This window comes from Deltaproteobacteria bacterium (genome assembly GCA_016235345.1).
GTDB lineage: Bacteria > Desulfobacterota > Desulfobacteria > Desulfobacterales > Desulfatibacillaceae > JACRLG01.
This window is the reverse complement of the sequence record JACRLG010000011.1, coordinates 21,690-44,999: the sequence shown is the minus strand read 5'-3', so window position 1 is coordinate 44,999 and position 23,310 is coordinate 21,690. Positions and strand designations below refer to the sequence as shown.

Sequence of the window (23,310 nt, the reverse complement as noted above, 5' to 3'; positions counted from 1 at the left end):
TAACGGGTCGAAATGGCAAGTGGAAAGATTATTCCAATGGTCCGTTTCGGGGCCGGGGCAGCCGAAACAGACGATTGGCGGAATGGCGAACAACTATATATTGATGAAGGCCGAGCCGCCAAGGGGGTCAGGTTGTTGTTCCGCCGGTTGAGGGCGAGCCATCCTGATTTTCCGTCCTTTAACAGGGGATGTGCCGCTTGTCAATAAAAGAGGGTCTGGATTTTGATTTTCGATGAAAAACTGATATAATAGGACCATATAAGTAATTTTTGATTATAACTTGAAATAATCTGAAAAAATGGTTGAATATGATAAAATTCAGGTATTGTAATTTTTGAGTTCTGCGATTAGACATGTCGTTTCTTGGCCGCTGCGGGCAACAGGCGGACAAAGGGCGGACGGACAAAGCCAGCGTAGCTCAGTTGGCAGAGCTACTGATTTGTAATCAGTGGGTCGTGGGTTCGAGTCCCTCCGCTGGCTCCAGTAAAATCAATGGGTTACGGCTTACGGTCGTGACCCATTTTTTTGCTGTGTGTGAATCCGTGTGGGACTTTTGCATAGATGCAGTAAAACCGCGACTCCGTTGAATTTTCATACCTTTTTCCATCAATAAACCAAACATTTGCGCAGATGGGGCTACCCGAAACGGACAGTCCGCCCAACCGTGACTCGGCGTTCCTATATGTAGTGGTATCAAGGTTTTCCGCCGTTCTGGGCCTTTGCGGTCTGGCACGATTTTTCTCCGGTGATCGGAGCCGATTTTACCACTGGCAAGCGCCTAAGATTTTCCGAACCGGCGTCTGAACCAGCTCCAAGCGACGGGTTTCCCGCCCCCGTGTGTGAATCCGTGTGGGACTTTTCCCGGAAAGCCTCGAAAACATTGATAGCTTCGCGTTCCGAAGCCAGTCCGAAACACGCTGATGGACAAGACAGCCCGGACTCAATCAGCCGCGGGCCGGGTGCGCCTCAGTAATCCAATTCAGGTTCGGATTTTTTAAGGATTCGGCAAACGCCCCCGGCCAGAGCCTCCATCTCGAACTCGCCCGGATATACAATCACGCGGGCCAGGTGCCCGATGTACTCCTGTATGGCGTAGGTTAAAAGAAGAGAGTTTGCCATCCCGCCCGTGAGGATTATCGAGTCTGCAGCCCCCTTGAAAAGGGCCGCCATTGCGGCGATCCATTTTACCACCTGCCTTACCATTGCCTCGAAAACCAGAAGCGCCGTCCTGTCGCCTGCTTCAATCAGCTCTAATATATCCTTAAAACTACCAATCCCGGTGTATCCAAAAAAACCGGAGCATCTTGAAAAGAGGTGGAGCACCTCCTTTTTCGAAAGCCCCTTATCGAAGCAAAGGTCAATGACCCCGCTAATCGGAAGGGTCCCGGCCCGCTCCATGGAAAAAGGCCCTTCGCCCAGAAGGCCGTCGGTGGAATCAATTATCCGTCCGCCAGCAAGGGCGCATACTGAGATACCGCCTCCCAAATGCGCCACCACGAAATTCGTATCCCGAAGAGGCTTGTTGAGTTCCTCCGCGCACCTGCGTGCAACCGCCTTTATGTTAAGGGCATGGGTGCGGCATCGCCTCTCAATGCCGGGAAAGCCCGAAATCCTTGAGCAAGGCTCATACTCGTCCACGCTTACAGGGTCCACGATGAACGCCGGGGCGCCAAACTTTTCCCCGAACCTATCTGCAAGGATGGGCCCCAAATTTGATGCGTGCTCTCCGAACCTTGATTCCATAAGGTCCCGGATCATGGCGTGGTTCACCCGAAAAGTTCCTCCGGCAACGGGCCTTAGAAGACCGCCGCGTCCCACAACGGCGTCCGCCCTCAAAATTCCGTTTTCCGAGCAGAACGCAAGAACGGCCTCCGTCCTCATATCCAACTGGTCCATTACCTTATTGAACACCGCAAGCTCTTCGCCTGAATGATTGAGGGTGCTGGACGCCACACATATTTCGCCGTGAAACAGCGCAACCTTGGTGGATGTGCTTCCGGGATTGATTACGAGTATTCGGAACCCGCCCGCGTCCTTGCCTTGGGTCTTCATATCAGTGTAATGTCCTTCCGCGAAAGCAGCCGAACATTCGTCTTCTTCAAGACCATGACGGCCTTTTTCAAATCATCCACCCGCAAAATGATTACGGCGCTCAGTCCGTGCTTTTCTGTCATGGCGTATGCGTAGTCCACGTTTATGTGTGAACAGGCAAGGTGTTCAAGAACATTGGCCATGCCTCCCGGCCTGTCCGTGACTTCCACAGCCAGCACCGGGGTTTCCACGTAGTGGTAGCCCGCCTTATTCAACGCAACCTTACAGGCCTCCACCTCCGCCACTATGATGCGAACGGTTCCGAACTCCCTTGATTCGGCGAGAGTAAATCCTCGAAGATTGATGTTTTCATCCGCCAGGCGGCGCGCAAGCTCTGAAAGACTTGCAAGCCTGTTTTCGATGAAAACCGATAGCTGGGGTATCATATAGTCGCTGTCTTCAATCATCGGACGGTCCGTTTCCGTAAGAATCTTTTCCGCACATGAGCTTCGCCAGGGCCAGGGAGAGCATCTTTTCAGCGTATGTGGCCGAGCGCGAGTCTATGAGAATGGGCGCCAAGGCACCCATTCCAACGTGGATCAGCATTTTTCCTGCATAATACTGAAGACCCTTTGTGAAGATGTTTCCAGCCTCGAGGCTGGGCACGATCAGGATGTCGGCGCGCCCGGCCACCGGCGATTCTATGCCCTTTTTTCTGGCAGATGCCTCGTCTATGGCGTTATCAAGTGCGAAGGGCCCGTCCACCACGCAGCCTTCCACCGGGCTGTCCTGGCAGATTTTCACCAGGGCCACCGCATCTATTGTGGAGCCGAAATCCGGGTGAACCTTCTCGGACCCGGAGAGAAGAGCCACCTTTGGGCTTTTGATACCCAGGCGATGGGCGACTCTCACGGCGTTTCCAATAATTTCCAGCTTCTGCCTTATGGTTGGCAGGATATTGACCCCGCCGTCCGAAACCAGCACCAGCCTTGCTTCCGACCGCTGGTCCTCGTAAACGGCAACATCGCTGAAAAGCCCGCGCCGGAGGCCCCCTTGGGCGGAAAGGGCCGACTGCAAAAATTTGGAGGTGGAAACCCCTCCCTTCATTAATATGTCGGCGCGCCCGCCGCTGACCGCCTGGACAGCAAGGGCCGCAGCCTTTACGGGGTTTTTTTCGTGGAGTATCTCGAAAGTTTGGGCGGGGACGGACTCCCGCGCCAGCATTTCCTCGATGATGTTCCGGTCACCTGCAAGGACCGCTTTCGCAAGCCCAATCTTGGCCGCCTCCACCACGGCCTTCAAGGTCTCGCCCTCGTCGGCTGCGGCTACGGAAACGGTGATGGGAGGCGTCGCCCGCGCTTCGGCCAGAAGCTCCTTAAAGTTTCTGATCATTAGAACCGCCATTATTTCTGGAGCTCATGGATTTTCCGCGTCCCAGGTATCCTGCGTAACGCCCAGGGCCTTGAGTTCGTTTTTCTTTATGCGGAAGGTCTCGGTTCGCGGGAAATCGTCCACTATCCTTATGTAACGTGGAATGGCGTACCGGGCGAGTTTGTCCTTCAAAAAGTCACGAAGCTCCGACGGGAGCATCCGACTGCCGTTCACCAGAGTCACAGAGGCCATGATCTCGTCCTCGGTCATTTCGGAGGGAACCCCGTAGACGGCGCACTCCTGTATCATGGGGTTGTTAAGAATTACCTTTTCCACCTCGTAGGCTGAAACATTCTCACCGCGCCTTCGCATGGAATCCGTCTTGCGGCCTACAAAATAAAGATAGCCCGCGCAGTCCCTGTACATGTAGTCTCCGGTGTGCTCCCATTCACCCCTGGTCTTGGATATGGTGGCGTCGTCGTTTTTGTAGTATTCAACTGTACTCTTCCTGTCGGGATTGACCCGAAAGAGGAGCTCGCCAGCAGTTCCAACCGGGACATCGCAGCCCTTCTCATCAACCAGCCGGATGTCGGATAACAGAGTCTGTCCAACGGAGCCCTTGGGCGCATTCCCAAGGTTCATGATGGAGCCGGTGCCGTCAATGGAACCGTACGCTTCGTAGATGGTGACGCCGAACCTTTTTTCGAAGGGCTCCCACATGTCAGCAGGACATCCCGCCGAGATGATGAACTTTACGCGGTGGGTCTTTTCAAAGGGGCTTGCCGGCTGCTTGAGGAGAATTGGAATAATCGCTCCCACAGTATTGAATATTGTGGCGCAAGACTCGGAAACCTCCTCCCAGAACCTGGAGGCGGAAAATTTAGTGGAAAGCGCAAGGGTGGCCCCGGCAACCAGCACCTGGGTCATGGCCACGAAAAGGGCGTTTCCGTGAAACAGCGCCAGGGGTGAGTAATAGATCGAATCGGGAGTCATCACGAACTGGGAAAGCAGCCTTATCTTTTCAACCAGATTTTTGTTGTATCTGAAGACGACCCCCTTGGGGAGCCCCGTTGTGCCGGAGGTGTACATTATGAGAAGCAGCGAATTGAGGCAAAAATCAACCCTTGGTTTCGCGCAGGAAACGTCGGCGGAGTAGGCCTCCTTAAGGTCCAGCATTCCTTTCGGAACCTTGAAATCATCAGGGGCTCCAAAGGTGTTCACTATCACATGCGTTATTTTCGGGGTGGCCCCCCGAACGCTTTGATAAAGGTCCAGCTTGTCGTAATCCACCATCAGGAAGCGGGCGTCGCAGTTGTCTATGATGAAGGAGAGGCCCTCGCCCCTAAGGCCGGTGTTGACCGGGTTTATGTACATTCCTATCTTCTGGATTCCGAAAAAGGCGTCCAGAAACATGGCGGAGTTCCCCATGAGGGTCGCCAGCCCGTCGCCGGGCCTTGCTCCCTTCGAGAGCAGAAAGTTGGCCAGGCGGTTGGCGTTTTCGTTCATCTTTCCGTATGAAACCGAGCGCCTTTCCTGCACCAGGTACAGGAAGGCCTTGTCTTTGTTGATCTCGGCCTGTCTTTCCAGCTCTTCGGACCAGTAGGACGTTTTCTGCGGAATAGCCATCCGTTCATGGCTCATGGTGTCTGTTCCTTTTTTCTTGAAATGTCAAAGCCTCGGAAGACTCAGGCCTTCGCGGTCCAACGTTTTGAAAAACCTTGAAAATCCGTAAGGGCTTATAAGCGTGACCGCCCCTTTTGGGCATATGGCCGCGCAGTCTCCGCAGAAGGCGCAAAAGTTCTCTTTGGCGAGCCTGGGCCGCGCTTTTTCACACTCCATGAAAATGGCGTCCGCCGGGCATGCCCCTGCGCACAGGGCGCAGCCGATACATTTATCGGGATCTATTTCAACCGATCCGTATCGCATTTGAAAAGGATCGTCATATGTCGGGATTCGGAATCGGTCCAGAAAGCCGAAGGCTCCCATAGCAGCCCTTTCTTGTCAGTAGACGGTTTGGATGCCGCCGTTCTCGTGCCAGTCAATTGCATGGAGTTGTCTGGGAACCATCCCGTCGGGATTGCCCTTCGGCCAGCCTATGGCGAGGCTTGAGGCGAACCTGTACGGGTATTTTATTCCAAGCCTTTTTTTCCATTGGGTGTTCCTGTCCAGGGCCAGCTTGGAAAAGCCCACCCAACAGGTTCCCAGCCCCATGCTGTGAGCAGCCAGCACCATATTCTGGCCCGCTATGCCGCAATCGAGGTCCGGCTTCGACACACCCCGGACATCTTTCAATATGATGATGACCGTGGGCGCGCCGTGAAAAAGTGAAAGCTTCCCAGCGGCCACCAGGGGCAGAGCTGAAAAAGGCATGGGATGCAGTTCGTTGGGCTTAAGCCAGGTTAAAAACTTGGCCATGCTGCGAATAAAGGGCGAGCCCCCGGCCCTGTAGTCCACTATCCTTGTAAAGGAGCGGCAGGTGTCCATCACGGTTTTTGTGATGCCGCCGATTATCTCCTGATCCCTCACCACGATGAATTTCCAGGGCTGGAAGTTACCGGCGGAGGGGGCGAACCTGCCAGCCTCCAGAATTCTTTTCACCATGAACTCCGGGACCTGTTCCTTTTTGAACTGGCGGACGCTTCTGCGGCTTAAGATCACTTTCTCTGTTTCCGTGAACTCGGCCTTAAGCTTTTCCAGAAAAGCGTCTCGATTATCCTTGCCGGTCTCGGACATATCAGCCCCCTAAACCTTTTCCAGTATGTGGACCGCCATGGCAGCCTCGCCCGTGCCAAGGAATCCGCCGCCGTTTTCCGCAAGCGCCATGCGTGCGCCTGTTACCTGCCTTTTCCCCGCCTCGCCGTTTAAGTGCGCGGCAAGCTCGAAGACCTGGGCAAGCCCGGAAGCTCCCACTGGATGGCCACGGGCGATGAGCCCGCCTCCGGGATTGATGGGAATCTTCCCCCCGATGGCTGTTGCTCCGCTTTCGGCAAAGGGGCCGCCTTCCCCCACAGGGCAGAAGCCCATCTGCTCGCACTGGTGAAGCTCCCCGAAGGCCGTGGCGTCATGGACTTCCACCACGTGTATGTCTTCCGGCCCCAACCCGGCCATCTCGTATGCAGCCCGGGAAGCACGGGCGCATATATCGTTGTCGCCGGTGCGGGTTCCCGACTTTAAAACCGAGGCGCGGATACGCAGGCTTCTTCGGGTTCCCCGGCGCTTAAGAAAGTTTTCGCCGCACAAAATCACCGCAGCAGCCCCATCCCCCACGGGTGCACACATGGCGCGGGTCAGGGGAAAGCTGACCTCCCGGTCTGCCAGAACTTCCTCCACGGTCATGGGAAAGGTGTATTGGGCGTAGGGATTCATGACGGAGTTCATGTGCGCCTTGGCCGCGATGACTGCGTATTGGCGCTGGGTGGTTCCGTATTTTTCCATGTGCATGCGGGCGCCTATGGAATATAGATCCACGAAGGCCGAGTGCCCGCCGCCGCCGGGTTTCGGCGGTTCCAGGCCCTTTTCGCGGGCCTCTTTTTCTTTTCGTTTCTGCTCAGCCTCCCGGAATTTTTCCATGAAGACCGAAAGCTCCTCCACATCCGAGCCTGACATGAACATCATCATGGTTTTGGCCTTGTCGGCGTCGTACATCTTTTCAGCCCCCAGGGCCAAAACACAGTCGTATATTCCGGCTTTTACAGCCGCCCAGGCGGAGTGAAGGGCGGTGGATCCGCTTGCGCAGGCGTTTTCCACATTAACGATGGGAAGGCCTTCCAGGCCGCCTGCGGAAAGCGCCACCTGGCCCCGCACGGCGTGCTGGAATGAGTGGTAGCCCCATCCTGAGTTTGAAAACCAAGCGGCCTCGATATCGCCACGCGAAAGACCCGCATCCTTAAGAACCAGGTCAAGGGCTTCGCCGGCAAGGGTCTTCACCCCTTTTTCCAGGTATTTGCCGAACTTGGTCATGGCCGTTCCGATTATGTAAACGTCTTGCGACATTTCTTTCATTTCCTCCCCATCAGTTTTATGGCCGCCGGGATGATGTTCTGGTAAAGCCTTGGGAAAAGCCTCTGGGTATAATCCATAAGGTAGGCGTCCGGGCCGATGAGTATCCTCGCGCGGTTTGCCTTTATGCCCCTGACTATGCACAGGGCCGCCTTTTCCGGGGAGGTAATGGCCAGGTGCTCGTCGAAAAGCTTCCGGAAGGTTTCCTTGTCCTTAAACGGCCCGAAAGACTGATTGAACCCGGCGCTTTTTGCAATATTAGTCCTGATTCCGCCCGGATAGACGCAGGAGACTTTTATGCCGGTTCCCGAAAGCTCCTGGGCCAGGGACTCCGAAAGCCCCCGCACCGCGAACTTGCTGCAGTTGTATGCGGCCTGGGTGGGTATGCCCCACAGTCCGAACACACTGGATATGTTGACGATGTGCCCAAAGCCCTGTTTCTTCAGATAAGGAAGAAAGGCTGTCACCCCGTTGTAGACGCCCCAGAAGTTTACGTTCATGACATTCTGGAATGCGGGAGTGTTCGTTTGGTCAATATGGGCCACTACGGCGATGCCAGCGTTGTTGATTATAATATCCACACGTCCGAACTGTTCCATGACCTGAGCCGCGAATTTCTCCACATCCCCGGCGCTGGAGACATCCACCTGGCTCGAAAGTGTGCGGACGCCGATTTTTTCCAGCATGCCAGCGGTTTCCAGCAAACCTTCGGCGTTTTTATCCGCCACGGCCAAATGGCAGCCCTCAGAGGCCAGGACTTTCGACAATTCGCGGCCTATGCCGGATGCGGCCCCCGTCACCACGGCCACCTTGTCTTTCAGGGATTTCATATGTCTTCTCCATATTTATGGAAAAATTCTTCAATGGATGGCTTTGGGCCTCATTTTCAGCAATTGAGACCAAGTTTTGCGTATGCAAGCCTTCGTGGGACAGCGCTTCCGAAAATTGACCTCAAATGCTGGGCGTCCCGGAAACGGCGCTCCTGAAAGGAATGCTTTGTGTAGCCGTAGCCGCCAAGGGCCTGGATGCCGTCGGATGTCTGCCTGCACGCTGTTTCAAGGACGTAGACGGATGCAGTAAGAGCGTCTTCGGCCCATTTGGCCGAATGGGCGTCAACCGCCCGGAAGGCGTTGTCGAGAAGTATCCGGCCGGTGTTGGCCGCAAGGAGCATATCAGAGAGAATCAGGCGCAGTTCCGACCAGTCAATGATCCTTCTGCCGCCCTGCCTGCGCTTTTTGCAGTACGAGAGGGCTTCCTTCATGGAGCCCTGCATAAGGCCGCCCGCCACTGCGGCGGCGGCCGGGAGCATTTTAATGCACGTTTGCTCATAATAACGGGGGCCGTCCTCCATCCTCCCCATGAGACGCGCCTGGGCGCCCATGAATTTGATATCGGAGGCCGGGCAGGCGTGCAGACCTGCGCTCGATATGGCTCCTTGGGAGCTTGACTCCGGCAGGTCCAAATCCACCAGGAAAAACCCGTATCCCGGCTCGTTTCCAAGCTTTGCGGGAACAAGAGCCCTTCGGGCCATCGGTCCCATCACCACGTACTCAGCCGTTCCAGACAGCCGGTATTTTCCGTCCTCTTTTTTTGCGGAAAGGAGGATTTCGTCCTCCTCCGGATCCGTCAAAAGGGGGAACGCGATGAGAAGCTCGCGGCTCCAGTCGGCCTTGCCGCAAATATCCCTTACGATATCCGTTTCTCCGGCTGTAAGCATTATTTCCTGGGCCACGGCGTTTGTGAGAATCATTGCGCCCATGGCGGCGTCGGTTTCCGAAATGCACGAAAGCACAATACCCAGAGGAAGTGTCTTTCCGCCGAAGCCGTTCATATCTTCCGGAAGCATCACTGAAAAGTACTCAAGCTCCATCGCCTTTTCCACTGCTTTTGCGAAATCGTCGCTTACCGGATAACGGTCGTTTTCCTCCAGCCGGGGGCGGAGCATCTTGGCCGCAAACTCCCGCACCGACTTTTCAAGCATTTGATATTCTTTGGCAACCTTATCGGCTTGCATGATTGGTCTCCTTTAGACGCATTCCTCATAGAGCTTTGCCTGTGGCAGGCGGCGGGCTATCAGGTTTCTGAAAAGGTCCATACGGCATATCTGGTTGGTGCCCTCGTAAATCTGAAGGAGCTTTATGTCCCTGAGGCGTTTTTCTGTGCCCAGCTCGTGCCTCAACCCTTTTGCCCCCATCATCTCCATGGCCAGCTGTGCGTTTTCACAGGCCGCGTCCGAGCTGGCGAATTTGGCCAGAGCCCCTAAACCTGCGGTGCGCTGCACCATGCCCGGGTTGAAGCCTGAAAGCTGCCTTTTGCGGATGAGCCCGGTAAGCCATTCCAATCCAAGCGCTTTGCCAAGACCCCAGGACAGGAATGATTTCGGAAGGTACCTTAAGGCGTAATAGACCGGCTTTGCCTGAAGGCCCTTGTAAATGCCGTGATTGCCGTTTGCGTAGTTGGCTTCTATGTAAAGAAGCCTCGCAACGACTGCGTTCTTGTACATCTCCGCCAGCCGGCACTGCACCCATTCCGAGTTTATGAGGTAATCTCCCTTTTTTTTCGCCATAGCAGCGAAAGCAAGAGCGCTCTCGTATGCGCCCCGGGCCGCCCCGGCGCTTAAGGCGCATACGCCCGCCCTGGATATGGAGCAAAGGTCGTCGAATAAATGTTGGTATATTTCCCTGTGGGTCCTGGAATATCCTCTGGTCATGTCGGGAGACAGCGCCACCTGCTCGTTTGGGATGAAACAGTCGTTGAAAACGAGTTCGCTCGCGGGGCAGGCCAACTGGCCCATCTTGGATTCCTTGCCGGCGACCTGGAAGCCCTTGGCGCCATTGCGCACCGCCAGGATCACCGCAGTTTCGGAAGGGCGCGCAAGGTCCTCGAAGGCCACTGTCATGTGCCAGGTTGAAAAATGGCCGTTCGATATGAAGATCTTGGAACCGTTAACCCGGTAACCGCCATCTTCCTTTTTTGCCAGGCAGGCCACCTGGCCCTTGTCGAGAAGATCGGGCTCCGGGGTGTCCGAACCGGAGGTGGGCTCGGTCATGGCAAGGCTTACCATGCAGGCCTTGCCGCTGCGTTCACCTTCGACGATCTCCCGGCAGACCCTTGCGATCAGGGGGAGGTTCCAGGTGCAGATGAGGGTGCCCAGACCCAGGTAGTGCGCACCTATGATATTGGCCATCCCCAGGCACACGGAGGCGATTTCCTCCATGAAATAGGACAGTGCGGGAAAGCAATAGCCCTGCCCCCCGAATATCTTGGGAACGCACAATGTGAAAAAGCCCCGCCTGCAAGCCTCATCAACCCATTCCTCCGGCAGGTAAGAATGGTCTTCCTGGATTCTCTTGTCCATCTCGATGGCTTGGGGCCTTATGAATTCCTCCTTGAACTTTCTCGCAAGGTTCACAACCTCCATAATTTCTCCGGCCATTGCCCCGGGCTGGGAGGATATGGCCTTAAGGCTTGCGGAATTGTCGTCGAACCAGTCCTCCATGGTTGTTAACCTTTGGTTTGATATTGAAAGGCTCATGCGGCGGTTTCCTTTTTGATTTTTATAAGGCCGAATTGTCAGCCAGACTCAGCAAACTATGAAGCACGGTTCGTGCCAAAAAGGCGCAATGAAATTATTTCATTTTATTTCAAATGTTTATCATGCCGAAAGAAAAATGAGCAGCGTTCACTCCGTTTCAATTTGAAATAGTTTTTCAAAACGAAAGGACAGCGGATTTCGGGAGTGAATCGGGGGGGGAAAAATTCTTCAGCCGTAGAGTGATTTCAAAGGATGAATTGGAAGATGCCCGAAAAATCCATAACAATTTCCGGAACGCCTTTCCCAAAACCAGCGCGGCGGACCTGTGACAATCGCTGAAAAACAAACGGCGATGGAAAGGCGCGTATCCGATACGCTCCCATCCACCGCCGCAGATTTTTACAAAAGCTTCCGAACTTCCTGGAGAGCTTAAATTAGAAGCCCGCCGCCTTAAGATCACCCACCATTCCAACGTAGAAGCCAGGGGCGTCAAAGCCGGGAGTGGCTCCCAAAAGCTGGCCAACTTCGCCCAGATGATCCACACCGGGAGAGTACCAGGCTCCGCTCACTGTTCCTTTCCATGTGCCCCACTTGGCGCTATAGGTGCTGGTGGCTCCGTCGCTTTCGCCCTCGGTGGCCAGAAGCAGGAGCCAGCAAGGCTGTATCAGGGCAAAGGGGCAGGCCACCTTCACCTTGCCGTTGTAGCTCTGGTAATAGACGCCGGACACGTTGGGGGTATTGGGGTTGAAGATGTTCCTCATGTAGCCCGTGGTCAGCTGGATTGCGTTGGTGGCAAAGTCCGGGTTGGTGTCGCCACAGATGAAGGCATACATGAAGTTTGTGAGATCGGAGCCCAAGGCGAAGATTGAGCCGGGCAGGCCGGAAACCATTACATCCACCACGGTGCTGCCCCGGTGGGGCGCGCCGATGGAGGTCAGGCTCGCAACCTTGGAGGCCAAACCCATGTTTGTGATGGCGTACCGTGGATAGATGCCTCCGTGGGAATGACCGATAACATTGGCCTTGGCCTTTCCAGTGACCGCCAGAATCTGCAGCAGCTGGGTCTTGAACTGGGCGGCCTTGGTTTCGGTTGAGCCCATTGCGTTAACTGAGACCGCATAAACGTCGGCGCCCTGATCTCTAAGGGCTTCAGGTATGCCGTACCAGTACTCCACGAATCCGAACATCTCGGCGGTGGCGCCCATTCCGTGAGCCAGCACCACGGGGTAGCGGGTGTCGCACTTAAGGCTTCCGCTTCCTCCGCAAAGGGCGGCGCCCGGCATTGCCGTCATTAACATCAAAATCAGCCCCGAAAGAATCAGCACGCTTTTCATTGCCTTTTTCATTTTCAGCCCCCCCTTTTTCCTTGTTTTGACACGACTAATGTCGGCTTGAGGCCTTGCCCCCAGCCTGCCATGAGACTGATTCCATCCGGTTGAAGCGACGGCAATTAAAAAGAATAATGTTCTTATAACACTGTTCTTTTTATTCGTCAAGAAAAATTTTCCCCTGTAAATTTTTCATCCTTAAAGGCAGGGTCCGGCAGAGATTTTCCTTTGTCTCTTGATTTATGGGACAGCCGAAGGTTACACTTACAAATCCATCCGAACATTCCTTCCTGTAAGCCGGTTTTCCTTAAGGGTCCGAAAATGCGCGCTGAAGACTTGTCCATGACTGAACTTTTGAAGATCGACCCCAAGAAGGGATTTCCCCTGTTCGGGTCGCACAGGATAGTTATCACAGGTATTTCATCGCTCAGGCGTTTCGGCGATGATCTCACCCATCATCTCGGGCTGGACAGCATGGGAAGGCTACTGGCACGGGTAGGCTACGAAAACGGCCTTACCGCTGCTGCGGTCATCGGTGATATGTATGACTTCGACTCGCGTCTGGAATGGTTTCATGCCTGCAAGGTGGTTATGCGCGTGGCGGGAATTGTCGAACAGGAAATTACCAGATGGGAGTATGAGGAGGAAAAGAACAGGATGCGCTTCGAGGGAATATGGCACGACTCTTTCGAGGCCCTTAACTATCTCAACAAGAAAACCGGCTTAAGCCCACAGCCGATATGCAACCTGCTCTCCGGTTTTTTAAGCGGCTACGCCAGCGCGGTTTTCGGACGGGAAATCCTGGTGCGGGAGACAGCCTGCAAGGCGGCAGGCTCACCGGAATGCACGTTTTCCGCCTACTTCCCGGAGGAGGGCGGAGAGGAACTGAAAGCATTCAGGGATTCCCTCACGCTTTCAACACTGGAAGGCGACATATCCCGGCTTGAGGCGGAGCTTAAGCAATCCCGTGAGGACCTTGCCAAAAGCGAGGCCGAAATAGCGCGCCTCAAGAAGCAGGCAAGAGTAATGAAGCAGTCTTCCGGGATAGTCTATCGCGGCAAATCCATGGCTAACCTCATGATGCTGGCTGAAAAAATCGCGGCGACCGATCTTTCTGTGCTGATACAGGGAGAAAGCGGCACGGGAAAGGAACTTGTGGCAAGGTTTATCCACGATCATTCCGGGCGCAAACGGAAGCCCTTTTTTGCAATAAACTGCGCCGCGCTTCCTTCAAATCTTTTGGAAACCGAGCTCTTCGGTTACACCAAGGGGGCCTTCACCGGAGCGGACAGCAACCGGAAGGGCCTCCTCCTTGATGCCGACGGGGGGACGTTTTTTCTGGATGAGGTGGGAGAGATGCCCCTTGCCCTGCAGGCGAAGCTCCTTCGAGTTCTGCAGGAAAAGGAGGTCCGTCCGGTTGGGGGCTCGCAGAACATGCCCCTTGATGTCCGTATCGTTGCCGCCACAAACCGGGATTTGAAACAGATGATCGAAAAGGGTGATTTTCGTGAGGACCTGTTTTACCGCCTTTCGGTTTTCCCTTTGAACGTCGAACCCCTTAGGCGCAGGAAAGAGGATATACTCATACTCGCCCGCCATTTTCTTTCGCGTATGAAACCAAGCCACCCCGGTTTGGAGCCTGAGGTGGTCAGATGTCTCGAAAACCATTCCTGGCCGGGCAATATCCGGGAGTTGGAAAACACAATGGAGTATGCCTTGGTGATGTCCCCTGAGGCCAAGATATCCCCCGCCCATTTGCCCTCTTCCATAACGCAGAGTGCAGGGTCTCCCCTTCAAAGCATAATGTCCGAGCTGCCTTCCTTGGAGGAGTTGGAGCTGCGCTACGCCAACATGGTATTGGAGCACACCAGTGGCAACAAGACCGAGGCGGCACGCATACTCGGAATAGGCACCACCACCTTGTGGCGTTATCTTCAGAAATAGTCCCCTCCCGCCATCTTCCAATTCATTTTGAAACCATTTTTCATTTTGAAATGCCATCTGGAAGACCGGCCCCGCGCTTTTATTCTCAACTATCTAATATAATTATCATATTATTAATTTCAGCCCTCTTGGCACATATCATGCTTTTCATGGGGAGCAGGCTGGATGATTGACTCTTCCACGGCAGGGTAGCCGGAAAAGTCTGCTATTCAACCAAAGTCGAGAACTATTTCCCATCCCACCGGTTTGAACCCCAAGGAGAGTAATGATGAAGCCTCCGGTTTTAACAAGCGATACATTTTTTGACGGAATCCATCAAAAGGTCATCGAAGATTATCAGGCCAGGCTTCCCATTTTCTATTTCGACAATACCTCGCTCACCGCCATCTTTTCAGCTTCCACCCGAAAGGTACGGTCGCGCCTGCCTTTCGATACCCTGCATCCCGTGGAACTTTACCCCGGCCGGTGCCTTGTGGCCATCTCGGCCTTTCAGTACAGGGAATCGGACATCGGCCCGTACAACGAATTCTCCCTTGCGGCCCTGGTAAGCCAACCCAAAAAGGGCCTTCCTCTCATTACCGCAGTCGGCCAGCTACTGCGCAACGAGGCGCAGGCCTACATACTCTCACTTCCGGTGGATTCCGAAATCGCCCGGCGCGGAGGCGTGGAGATGTCAGGTTACCCCAAGTTCCTGGCAGAGTTCAAATGGACTGAGGATGCGGGATACCTTTGCTGCGAGGTGAACGTAAACGGCAGGAGCCTGGTAAAAATGCGCGGACGCAAGCTTTCAACCTCGAAAGGCCGGATAACCCGTACCATATTGTATACGAAGTTCGAGGACCGCCTTTTAATGGCCAATCTCTACGTGGATCCCAAAAAATTCGCCCAGTCCATTATGCCTGAAAGCGCCGCCGTGGAAGTGGGCGAAGGCCATGAGCTTTGCGAAACGTTGATGGACCTTGAGTTGGGCAAAACACCCCTGGCTTACCAGTACAGCCCTTACAGCAGGGCCATGCTTTTCGATTCAAAGAATTTGCTGGATGCCTGACGGTCAACGACAACCCGATGAAAGGAGAAACAAAATGATAAGGCGGCTGTTTTTAAAAAGCATTTTCGGAGTCACTGCCTGGATACTTCTGTTTTCACCGGTTTCGGCTGGGGCGGCAGGCAATCCCATTGTCTGGAAAATGGCCTCCCTTGCCCCCAAGAACGTTGGATGGGCCCAGCAGTTCCAGACCCTGGTCGTCCCGTGGATACGGGACGCCACCGACGACAACCTGAGGTTCAAGTTCTACTGGGGCGGCGTCATGGGAAACGACACGGAGTACCTTAAGAAGATGCGGATAGGCCAGCTCCAGGGAGCGGGCATAACCGAATCCGGGGTAAACCTGGCCTGCCCGGAAATGTCCGTGCTGGAACTCCCTTTTCTGATAAAGGGCTATGAGGAGGTGGACTACCTGCGAACCATGATGTTTTCAACCTTTGACTTCTATTTCGGCCAGCATGGATTCAAGATGCTTCTGTGGATCGACCAGGACTTCGACCAGTGCTATTCCACTCGTTATCAGATGGTGAGCCTGGAAGATTTCAGGAAGATGAAATTCGGCAACTGGGGAGGTCCCATTGAAACAGCCACCATAAAGGCCCTTGGCGCCCAGCCTGTGCCGACGAACGTCACCGAGGCTTACACCAGCCTCAAGACGGGCCTCACAGATACTGCAATCGGCCCGGCCATGTATTACGCCGGGAGCCAGCTCTTCACGGTCATCAAGTACGTGAATCCGATGAAGATACGCTATGCTCCGGCAATAATAGTCATCAACAGGAATAATTACGAGGCCTTGCCGGACGAATACCAGGAGAACCTGGACTCCGGTCGTGACGCTGTTCAGGCCGCTTTCGTGAAAGCTGGCCGGAACGAAAATGCCCGGGCCCTGGAGGCCATGATAAAGTACGGGGTAAAGCGCGCGGAACTGAGTCAGGAAAACAAGGCTGCTTTTATAAAGGCAACAAGGCCTGTCTGGGATCAGTGCGCCGGTCAGATTTATCCGAAGCATCTTTTGGAAGAAGTCTTGAGATACCTTGATTATTACCGCGCAGGCAAACCCGTAAAGAAACCGCTGTTCAAGGAGACCGCCCCAAAGGGCAAGGCACAAGCCCAAGACACGCCCGCCAGACCCGCTAAACAGCAGGATACCAGGAAGTCGGCCACCAGTGAATCCGCAAAAGAATCAGAGGACGCTCAGAAGCTGTCAGCCTGGGAACGCAGGAAAATTCAGGTCCGGGCCGTGCAGGAAAAGCTTTCCGCCCTTGGATACTATGCTTCAACCGTAGATGGCGTTTTCGGGCCCATCACCCAGGAAGCCGTCATGAAATACCAGAGCGACAAGGGATTTGCCCAGTCAGGCTCCATAGATCGAAGGCTCCTTCGTTCGCTTGATATCCAGGAACAGTGAATCCGGCGTTTTCCCGACGGCCTCGCAAAAAGGCGTGATGCATGACTCATTATCAGGCCTTTTATGCGAAGCCGTCGGTTGTTTCCACGTCCTACAGGGACAGGCCCAACTCTTTATTTTATAAAGCTTATTATGAGACCATCTCATCGGGCTTTCCGGGTACGATAAAATCGTTGACGGTCCATGCGCACAATATGAAGGCAAAAGCATAAATTCATCGGACGGACTGCCCCTCGATGCGATCGGCCAGAGCCACATCCTTTTCGATACCCCTCATCACCTCATTGATCACCTGCTCCTTAATGGAGATTTTTCCGGAATATATATATTGCAGGGCGCGACTGTTATAGGAGGAGACGAACCCGTGCAGAATTATCCAGAAATAGGTTAGCCGCATGAACGCGAAGTCCTCCGCCTCTGCCGGCAGGTTTTTAACCAATTCCCTTTCGGCAGTTCTGAAAATGTCGACTACCTTCACGCCTTCAATGAGGGCTTGAAGGGCGGACTTCTCAAGGGGAGTGCCAACATAATCATGATACTTCGGCACAGGCAGGGTAAACAAGAGACTGTAAATATGCGGCTCGTCCAACCCGAAATCAACATACGCGGTGATTAGCGCCCGTACTCTGTCCAGAGGCGAGAGATCATGGCAAGCCACCTTGGCGTTCATTCTCGCCGAGAGCATGGAAAGACCCCGGACAACTATGGCGAGATAAAGATCGTCCTTGTTGCGGAAGTAGCTGTAAATGGTCACCACCGCCACTCCCAGCCGGGAGGCGAGCTTACGCATGCTGAAGCCGGTAAAACCTTCTTCCACAAAAAGCGCGACAGCATGGGATAGAATATCAGAACGCACTGCTTCAACCTGCTCAGGAGTACGCTTTTTTTTTGGCATTGTTTGGCTCCGTAAAAGGCATATTCATCATAATACTGTTAACATAACATTGTTATTTTTTAAGGGTCAAGCGTCGTCAAAAAAGGCAGGGCACGAAAAATGGAACTAAATCATGACCCGAGTAATAACACCCTGCACATTGATCGACTTAAAATGGCGGCTCTTGAAGGGCTGCAAATATCAGCGACTTTGATGAGTTTTAGCTGCCCGGACTCAAAGCCTTGGCAGGCACCAGCCCCCCATTCCCGGGTATTCCGGCGGGTTGCAATGGGGCCAGCGAAGGCGCGGACGTTCGGGCAGGGGAAGGGCGTCCTCCTTCCAGGGCGCTGGCGAAGGAGTGAAGCCCAAAGCGCCGTTGACGGATTCGCGCTCTTCAAGAATATATCGGGGAGAGGCCACGCGGCGTTCGAACAGCCGCCTGATTGCCGGGTATGCATGGATGCGGCAGTCCCTGGGCCAGAACCCGTTGAATATCGGGCTTCCCCATACGCCACCCTCCTCGAAAAACTCGGCTGCGATGTATGCGGCAAGACGGATATCGAACTTTTCTATCAGGTCGAAATAGGTTTCGAGCCACCCCTCGCTTTTTGGGCCGCTGAACGTGCCGATATAGGCGGGATTGGATTCCGCGATTGCCAGGGGAAGGCCCAGGTCCTGGGCCTCGCTGAACAAGCGCCTGGTTTCAGCCCGGTACACTTCGCGTCCGGCCGGGGTAAGGTCCCCCAAGCCCGGTGAACCGTCCCAATAGGATATGGCGAAGTAATCGGCGTATCCCCTTCCGGGAAAAAACCGGCTGATTGGAACCCGATCCTTCACCGGATTTTTAAAATAACGGTTAACGTACCAGTCAGCAAGCGCCTGATTCCGAAGTGTCGCGGATGTGATGGCATACTTTGCCGCCGAATCCACCAGCCGCCATACCGGGCCTGCCGAGTGCCATATCCAAGCGGTATTGTCCGCGCCTTTGCCGCGAACCCTGTCAACGAAATAGCGGTAGGCGCTTTTGAACAGGTCCGGCCCGCCGTAGGTCATCCCCAGACGGTCGAACTCATACAAGGGGCGGACAAACGCGGCCCTGTCCAGGCTTTTTAGCCAGGCTGCAAGGGCATCCAGTTCCAGGTCGAACCGGCCTTTAAGCAGCAGTTGGGATTCCCTGATGTTGCCCGTAAGGTTTGCGCCGTAACCAACCGCCAGGAGCAGCGCCGTTCCGGGGTAGCGGCTTAGAAACGCGCCCATGGTGGCAAGTTCCCGTTTGGTCCGTGCCTCATCGCCGCTTAAGATGAGGTAAAAGGAGTACCCGCCTGGGCGGCCCATTGCGGCTGTGTAATCGCTCATGGACCGGGTCACGTTTGGCTCCGTCGCCTGGCCGATTACCAAGAGGGTTCGGCCTTGGGGAATTTGCGGAATCCCTGCAGGTTTTTCGGTGGCGGGCTTTTTTTCGCAAGGTTTTTCCGGCCCTATGTCCCGCGCGGAACTTTGGCGAAAAAACAGATCCGCGTGTTTCAGAGCATTTCCGCCAAGCGCCAAAGAGTTTCTGATGCTTATGGTCATATCGGTTTCCTTTACTCAGACAACGGAGTGTTGCTTTATTATTGGGATGGATCTGCAACCATACTCAAGTTTGCCCGGAAAATAATCTCCTGGTTTCCTCATCAGCAGGAAAAAGAAGCTCCAATCTAAGCTCCTGCGTTGTCAAATCAAGAGGCGTGCCGAGTGTTGTTATTGTTGTAAAGAAACTGGCGGCTATGGAATCTTTCTTGAACCTGATAACTATTACCGGCATGTTAGGATCGATTTCTTCAAGACCCGTACTATCGCTGGAACGAAGTTGTGTAACATCATTATATAAATCAAACAGTTTCTGGTTCTGTGTTGCGGCTGCTTCTCCAAGAAGGCGGTTCAACATGAATTTCTCAACAACCGGCCAGTTATCGATATAATTTCGCAAACCGTTTTCGGCAAACACCATTTTATACACATTTTTGTGTTTCAAAAATACTTCTTCGCCTGCGAGGGCTTTCATGACTTTCTGGTAGCCGGAATTGTGCATCAAAATATCATAGGCTGCGTTGATAAGCATGGCAGGGTATGGCTCGTGCTTTTCCAGCATCCTGGTTAACGCGCTCCTGACAATTTCCATCTTTTCCCCGTTGAAGGGTTCCTCTTTAAACTCCGACGCAAAACCCGCCGCCATTAAAAAGGCGTTTCTCTGTCTTAGGGGCAATTTCAGGCAGTCGGAGATTTTCAAGATCAAGCTGCGGCTGGGCTGCGATCTTCCCGTTTCCACGAAACTTAAATGTTTCGAAGAAATCCCGGCATCCAAGGCTAAGTCCATCTGACTGACTTTATTGAGCTTTCGCCAGAAGCGCAACATGTCTCCAGCAGATTCGTGTTTATTTTTCTTTTGGACAAAATTGATCATGAATTTTACCTCCAAGGTAATGGACATCATTACCTCAAACAGCTATCATTCCCGAAAAGCAAGGTCAACTCAATTGGAAAGGAAAAGACAATGACTGCTTTCAGGATTCTTTTGGGCTTCTTTATTGTAGCCATTATCTGCTACACCGGGCCGGTTATTTACAGCCACGGCTGGAACCTCCTCCCCGTTTTCTTTGGAGATATGGCGGCCATGACCTGGGCCGGGCAGTTCAATTTTGACTTCACGTGCCTGCTTGCGCTTTCCGGCTTGTGGGTCGCGTGGCGCAATAATTTTTCAGCCAGGGGAATCATGCTGGGTGTACTCGGATTTTTCGGGGGCATCATGTTTCTCGCCCCTTACCTTCTTTTTGCCAGTTTCAAGGCAAACGGAGACATGAAAGTGCTGCTCCTGGGAAAAGACAGGGCAAACGTCTGATGTTTTCTTGTGGGAATTCTGGCAAAAGATATGGTACACAGGGTTGCTGGTTGCCGCTCCGTTATTTCGGAACGTTTTAATGAACAGGACTCTGTATGAAGGAATTTTTTGAAATACTTAACAGGACTCGAATTTGCGTGCTTGCCACGGAATCCGGAGGCGTTCCTCACACTTCCCTCATGGCCTGCGCTTTTGACGAAAAACGAAGGTCTCTTATAGTAGCGACAGGAGCAAATACCAAAAAATTCAGCAACATATCACTGAACCCCAATGTAAGCGTTCTTGTGGATACAAGACTGGAGAGCCAGGACCGGGATTTGTCGGCGGTCAAGGCGCTTTCATTAAGCGGGCGGGCGATTCGCATTCCTAAGGAAGAATTACAAGGCGCGAGGGAACTTCTGTGTAAAGCTAACCCCGACCTTTCAGGCTTTCTGAACGATTTCGGCCTTGTTTTGCTTCACATAGAAATCAAAAAGGCTTTGTTTCTCGATGGTCCCCAAAACGCCCGCACTTTTTTCTTCGATAAGGAATACGAAATGGAAGAGCTTTCACGCTATTTTGAGGAAACAAAAGGGTTCGGGGTTCTCTCGAGCGCCGGAAAAGACGGTGAAGTCAACGCTGCCGTCTATGGAAGGCCACATTTTATGGATGACGGATCACTGGCCTTTCTGATGCAGGATCGCTTAAACCTTAAAAATGTGCGCGAAACGGGAAAGGCCCACTATCTTTTTCGGGAGGACGGCCCCGGTTATTCGGGAAAGCGTCTGGCCCTTTCAATGGTTGGGGAATCCGACGACCAGGACCTTGCGGCGCGTCTTAGAAGGCGTGAAAAACCAGGAAAGACAATGAAAAAGGTTTTAATTGTTTGCTTTAAAGTTGAAAGGGTGCTGCCCCTTATCGGCGCTGACGAGGATGATGTCTGAAAAGCCTTTTTTTGCGAAGCGAAAGATCGGCATAAAATTTTTCCGGCCCTTTTGAATAATAATTGAGAAGATCCGAACAATGACCCGGTACAGCCGAAGGAATATTTACGCCCTGCTCGTATTCTTGGCCGCCGTTTTTTTGACGGCGGCGGTTGGCGGCCTTTTCACCGGCCCAAACGTTGAGCCCATGTATCAGCAGGTCAATAGGCCGGGCTGGGCTCCTCCGGGCTGGCTTTTCGGACCTGTCTGGACTGTCCTTTACATTTTGATCGCCGTTTCAGGCTGGCTGGTCTGGATCAACGGGAAACCAGGTTCCCGCCGTCTTCCCATGAGTCTTTATACCGCTCAACTGCTGCTGAACGGTTTTTGGACTCTTCTGTATTTTAAGCTCAGACTTCCTTGGCTTGCCCTTTTGGACATAGCCGCGCTCTTTTTCATCATACTTGCCTGCATTTTTTCTTTCCGGAGAGTTTCGCCTGCTGCTGCGGTAATGATGGTTCCTTACGCGTTATGGACAGGGTTTGCTGCCTGGCTCAACTTTTCCATCGCAAAATTGAATTTCTGACATGGTGTTCATAATGCAAAGAATGAAACACGTTGGCAATCCGTTAATTTCAAAAGATACAAACCGTCATTCCTACCCCCAATAACAGGTCTGCTGCATGAAAATATTCGGAAAAAAGTCAAAGAAAAAGGTTGTGATAGTGGGGGCCGGATTCGCCGGGCTTTCAGCGGCCAAGATTCTGACTACCGATTTCGATGTTACGGTTATCGACCCCTGGCCTTATTTCGAATTTCTTCCCAACATCCACGAGTTGGTGAGTGCCGTAAAAAAGCCCCGGCAACTGAGGCTTTCAAGAAAGAAAATAGTCGAGAACATGGGTCACCGGCACCTTGAAGACAGAGTATCGGAATGAGAGCCGAATAAAAACAGGCTTAAAACCCAAAAAGGTGACTGGTTGTCATACGATTTCGCAATATGCGCCATAGGCGGTGTTTCAAATTTTTTTGGAGTGCCGGGTGCCGAGGAGATAGCCTTTGATTTCAAGAGCGTGAGGGACTGCCATTCCATAGGAAAGGCCCTCGAAGCCCTTGCTTCCAAAAGAAAAGGTTTTTCCCTGGTGATAGTGGGAGGCGGCATAGAGGGTGTTGAATCCATGGGCGAGGTGCTGCGGAAATTCGGCGAACACGACGGCCTTCTGATCCATCTGGTTGACGGGCAGCCAAGAACCTTGAGTTTCGGGCCTCCCGGCCTTCACGATGAGTTGGTGAGGCTTTGCCGAAACCTGCCTGTTCTTTTCCACATGCAAAGGTCGGTGAAGGCTGTTTACGAAAACAGGGTGATTCTGTCCGATGATGAATCAATTGCGGCGGACATGGTCATATGGACAGGCGGAGTAAAACCCCGTGACGATCTTTTCAAATGGGGGCTTGCCGAGAGCCGTGGAAAATGGGCCGGTGTAAAAGACAGTCTTCAACATGTCATATATTCCAACATATTTGTCGCGGGGGATTCGGCCTTGACCGAAAAGCCTGTGGGAAAGCAGGCTTATCACGCAGTTGACATGGGCGAAAGAGCCGCTAAAAACGTCATCCTTTGCGCAAAAGGGAAAACCCCACTCGATTTTAAGCCTTCATCCAAACCCACCCTTGTGACCTTCGGGCACCTTTCCACTTTTCTTGTTTCAAAATCCTTCTGTGTTTCAGGTCCCGCGCTTTCATTTGTAAAGGAGGCTGTTTACCAGGCGGTCATGCTGAAATTCGACCCCGGCTGGAAGGCCGGGAGGGCCTTTAGGCTTGCCAAAAGGGCGTCAACAGGCCTTGCCGGAAAAGTTCTGCCATTGCTTTCATCCCCAGGCGACCTCATAAAATTGGCCGATATCCGGATCATACACTGAGAAGCAGCCTGCTCTCGCCTTTTTCGTGAATACCTCGTCTTTCCGGATTATCCGTTCAAGTAAACGTATAACT

General features: G+C 53.3%; 22 protein-coding genes and 1 tRNA gene. 9 read left to right on the top strand and 14 right to left on the bottom strand.

Annotation, left to right across the window (positions count from 1 at the left end; genetic code table 11):
• Positions 1–407 precede the first annotated feature (407 nt).
• A tRNA-Thr gene (locus HZB23_05540) sits at positions 408–483 on the top strand.
• A gap of 483 nt (positions 484–966) precedes the next feature.
• On the opposite strand, the gene buk is transcribed toward HZB23_05540, so the two are convergent.
• The 11 genes from buk to HZB23_05485 form a co-directional block, all read right to left on the bottom strand.
• Positions 967–2,052, bottom strand: a complete 1,086-nt coding sequence (gene buk / locus HZB23_05535; protein ID MBI5844115.1) for a butyrate kinase — start codon at positions 2,050–2,052, stop codon at positions 967–969.
• A complete protein-coding gene (locus HZB23_05530; GenBank protein ID MBI5844114.1) occupies positions 2,049–2,498 on the bottom strand; it encodes an amino acid-binding protein in 450 nt (149 codons plus the stop codon). Before HZB23_05530 ends, buk begins: the two co-directional genes overlap by 4 nt.
• A complete protein-coding gene (locus tag HZB23_05525; protein MBI5844113.1) occupies positions 2,491–3,423 on the bottom strand; it encodes a phosphate butyryltransferase in 933 nt (310 codons plus the stop codon). The genes HZB23_05530 and HZB23_05525 overlap by 8 nt, the downstream gene beginning before the upstream one ends.
• 24 nt (positions 3,424–3,447) lie before the next feature.
• A complete protein-coding gene (locus tag HZB23_05520) occupies positions 3,448–5,043 on the bottom strand; it encodes an AMP-binding protein (protein MBI5844112.1) in 1,596 nt (531 codons plus the stop codon).
• Between the two features lie 27 nt (positions 5,044–5,070).
• A complete protein-coding gene (locus tag HZB23_05515; GenBank protein ID MBI5844111.1) occupies positions 5,071–5,328 on the bottom strand; it encodes a 4Fe-4S binding protein in 258 nt (85 codons plus the stop codon).
• Positions 5,329–5,403: 75 nt separating this feature from the next.
• A complete protein-coding gene (locus tag HZB23_05510; GenBank protein ID MBI5844110.1) occupies positions 5,404–6,135 on the bottom strand; it encodes a nitroreductase family protein in 732 nt (243 codons plus the stop codon).
• Between the two features lie 9 nt (positions 6,136–6,144).
• On the bottom strand, positions 6,145–7,395 hold the full coding sequence (locus tag HZB23_05505) for a thiolase family protein (protein MBI5844109.1): 1,251 nt from the start codon (positions 7,393–7,395) through the stop codon (positions 6,145–6,147).
• 5 nt (positions 7,396–7,400) lie between these two features.
• On the bottom strand, positions 7,401–8,231 hold the full coding sequence (locus HZB23_05500; protein ID MBI5844108.1) for an SDR family oxidoreductase: 831 nt from the start codon (positions 8,229–8,231) through the stop codon (positions 7,401–7,403).
• Between the two features lie 56 nt (positions 8,232–8,287).
• Entirely contained in the window at positions 8,288–9,415 is a 1,128-nt protein-coding gene (locus HZB23_05495; GenBank protein ID MBI5844107.1) for an acyl-CoA/acyl-ACP dehydrogenase, read from the bottom strand.
• 12 nt (positions 9,416–9,427) lie between these two features.
• A complete protein-coding gene (locus tag HZB23_05490) occupies positions 9,428–10,936 on the bottom strand; it encodes an acyl-CoA/acyl-ACP dehydrogenase (protein MBI5844106.1) in 1,509 nt (502 codons plus the stop codon).
• Between the two features lie 434 nt (positions 10,937–11,370).
• On the bottom strand, positions 11,371–12,270 hold the full coding sequence (locus tag HZB23_05485; GenBank protein MBI5844105.1) for an alpha/beta fold hydrolase: 900 nt from the start codon (positions 12,268–12,270) through the stop codon (positions 11,371–11,373).
• 336 nt (positions 12,271–12,606) lie between these two features.
• Between HZB23_05485 and HZB23_05480 the strand changes: the two genes are divergently transcribed.
• The 3 genes from HZB23_05480 to dctP all read left to right on the top strand — a co-directional run bounded on the left by HZB23_05480 (position 12,607) and on the right by dctP (position 16,664).
• Positions 12,607–14,208 carry a sigma 54-interacting transcriptional regulator gene (locus HZB23_05480; GenBank protein MBI5844104.1) on the top strand — a complete coding sequence of 534 codons (1,602 nt, stop codon included), beginning with the start codon at positions 12,607–12,609 and terminating at the stop codon, positions 14,206–14,208.
• Between the two features lie 268 nt (positions 14,209–14,476).
• Entirely contained in the window at positions 14,477–15,256 is a 780-nt protein-coding gene (locus tag HZB23_05475; GenBank protein ID MBI5844103.1) for an acetoacetate decarboxylase family protein, read from the top strand.
• Positions 15,257–15,290: 34 nt separating this feature from the next.
• Positions 15,291–16,664, top strand: coding sequence for a TRAP transporter substrate-binding protein DctP (dctP, locus tag HZB23_05470; protein MBI5844102.1), 1,374 nt, complete (start codon positions 15,291–15,293; stop codon positions 16,662–16,664).
• A 214-nt stretch (positions 16,665–16,878) separates the two neighbouring features.
• Here dctP and HZB23_05465 read toward each other — a convergent pair whose 3' ends face one another.
• From HZB23_05465 to HZB23_05455, 3 genes are all read right to left on the bottom strand, one after another.
• Positions 16,879–17,559 carry a TetR/AcrR family transcriptional regulator gene (locus HZB23_05465; protein MBI5844101.1) on the bottom strand — a complete coding sequence of 227 codons (681 nt, stop codon included), beginning with the start codon at positions 17,557–17,559 and terminating at the stop codon, positions 16,879–16,881.
• Between the two features lie 213 nt (positions 17,560–17,772).
• On the bottom strand, positions 17,773–18,906 hold the full coding sequence (locus HZB23_05460; protein ID MBI5844100.1) for a hypothetical protein: 1,134 nt from the start codon (positions 18,904–18,906) through the stop codon (positions 17,773–17,775).
• Between the two features lie 268 nt (positions 18,907–19,174).
• A complete protein-coding gene (locus HZB23_05455; GenBank protein MBI5844099.1) occupies positions 19,175–19,978 on the bottom strand; it encodes a helix-turn-helix transcriptional regulator in 804 nt (267 codons plus the stop codon).
• Between the two features lie 93 nt (positions 19,979–20,071).
• Between HZB23_05455 and HZB23_05450 the strand changes: the two genes are divergently transcribed.
• The 5 genes from HZB23_05450 to HZB23_05430 all read left to right on the top strand — a co-directional run bounded on the left by HZB23_05450 (position 20,072) and on the right by HZB23_05430 (position 23,237).
• Complete coding sequence (locus HZB23_05450; protein ID MBI5844098.1) at positions 20,072–20,416, top strand: hypothetical protein; 345 nt, start codon at positions 20,072–20,074, stop codon at positions 20,414–20,416.
• A 95-nt stretch (positions 20,417–20,511) separates the two neighbouring features.
• Complete coding sequence (locus HZB23_05445; GenBank protein ID MBI5844097.1) at positions 20,512–21,339, top strand: pyridoxamine 5'-phosphate oxidase family protein; 828 nt, start codon at positions 20,512–20,514, stop codon at positions 21,337–21,339.
• Between the two features lie 79 nt (positions 21,340–21,418).
• Positions 21,419–21,904 (top strand): tryptophan-rich sensory protein, encoded by a 486-nt coding sequence (locus HZB23_05440; protein ID MBI5844096.1) that lies wholly within the window; start codon positions 21,419–21,421, stop codon positions 21,902–21,904.
• 97 nt (positions 21,905–22,001) lie between these two features.
• Positions 22,002–22,256 carry an NAD(P)-binding protein gene (locus HZB23_05435; GenBank protein MBI5844095.1) on the top strand — a complete coding sequence of 85 codons (255 nt, stop codon included), beginning with the start codon at positions 22,002–22,004 and terminating at the stop codon, positions 22,254–22,256.
• Positions 22,257–22,298: 42 nt separating this feature from the next.
• Entirely contained in the window at positions 22,299–23,237 is a 939-nt protein-coding gene (locus tag HZB23_05430) for an FAD-dependent oxidoreductase (GenBank protein ID MBI5844094.1), read from the top strand.
• The last annotated feature ends 73 nt before the right edge of the window (positions 23,238–23,310 follow it).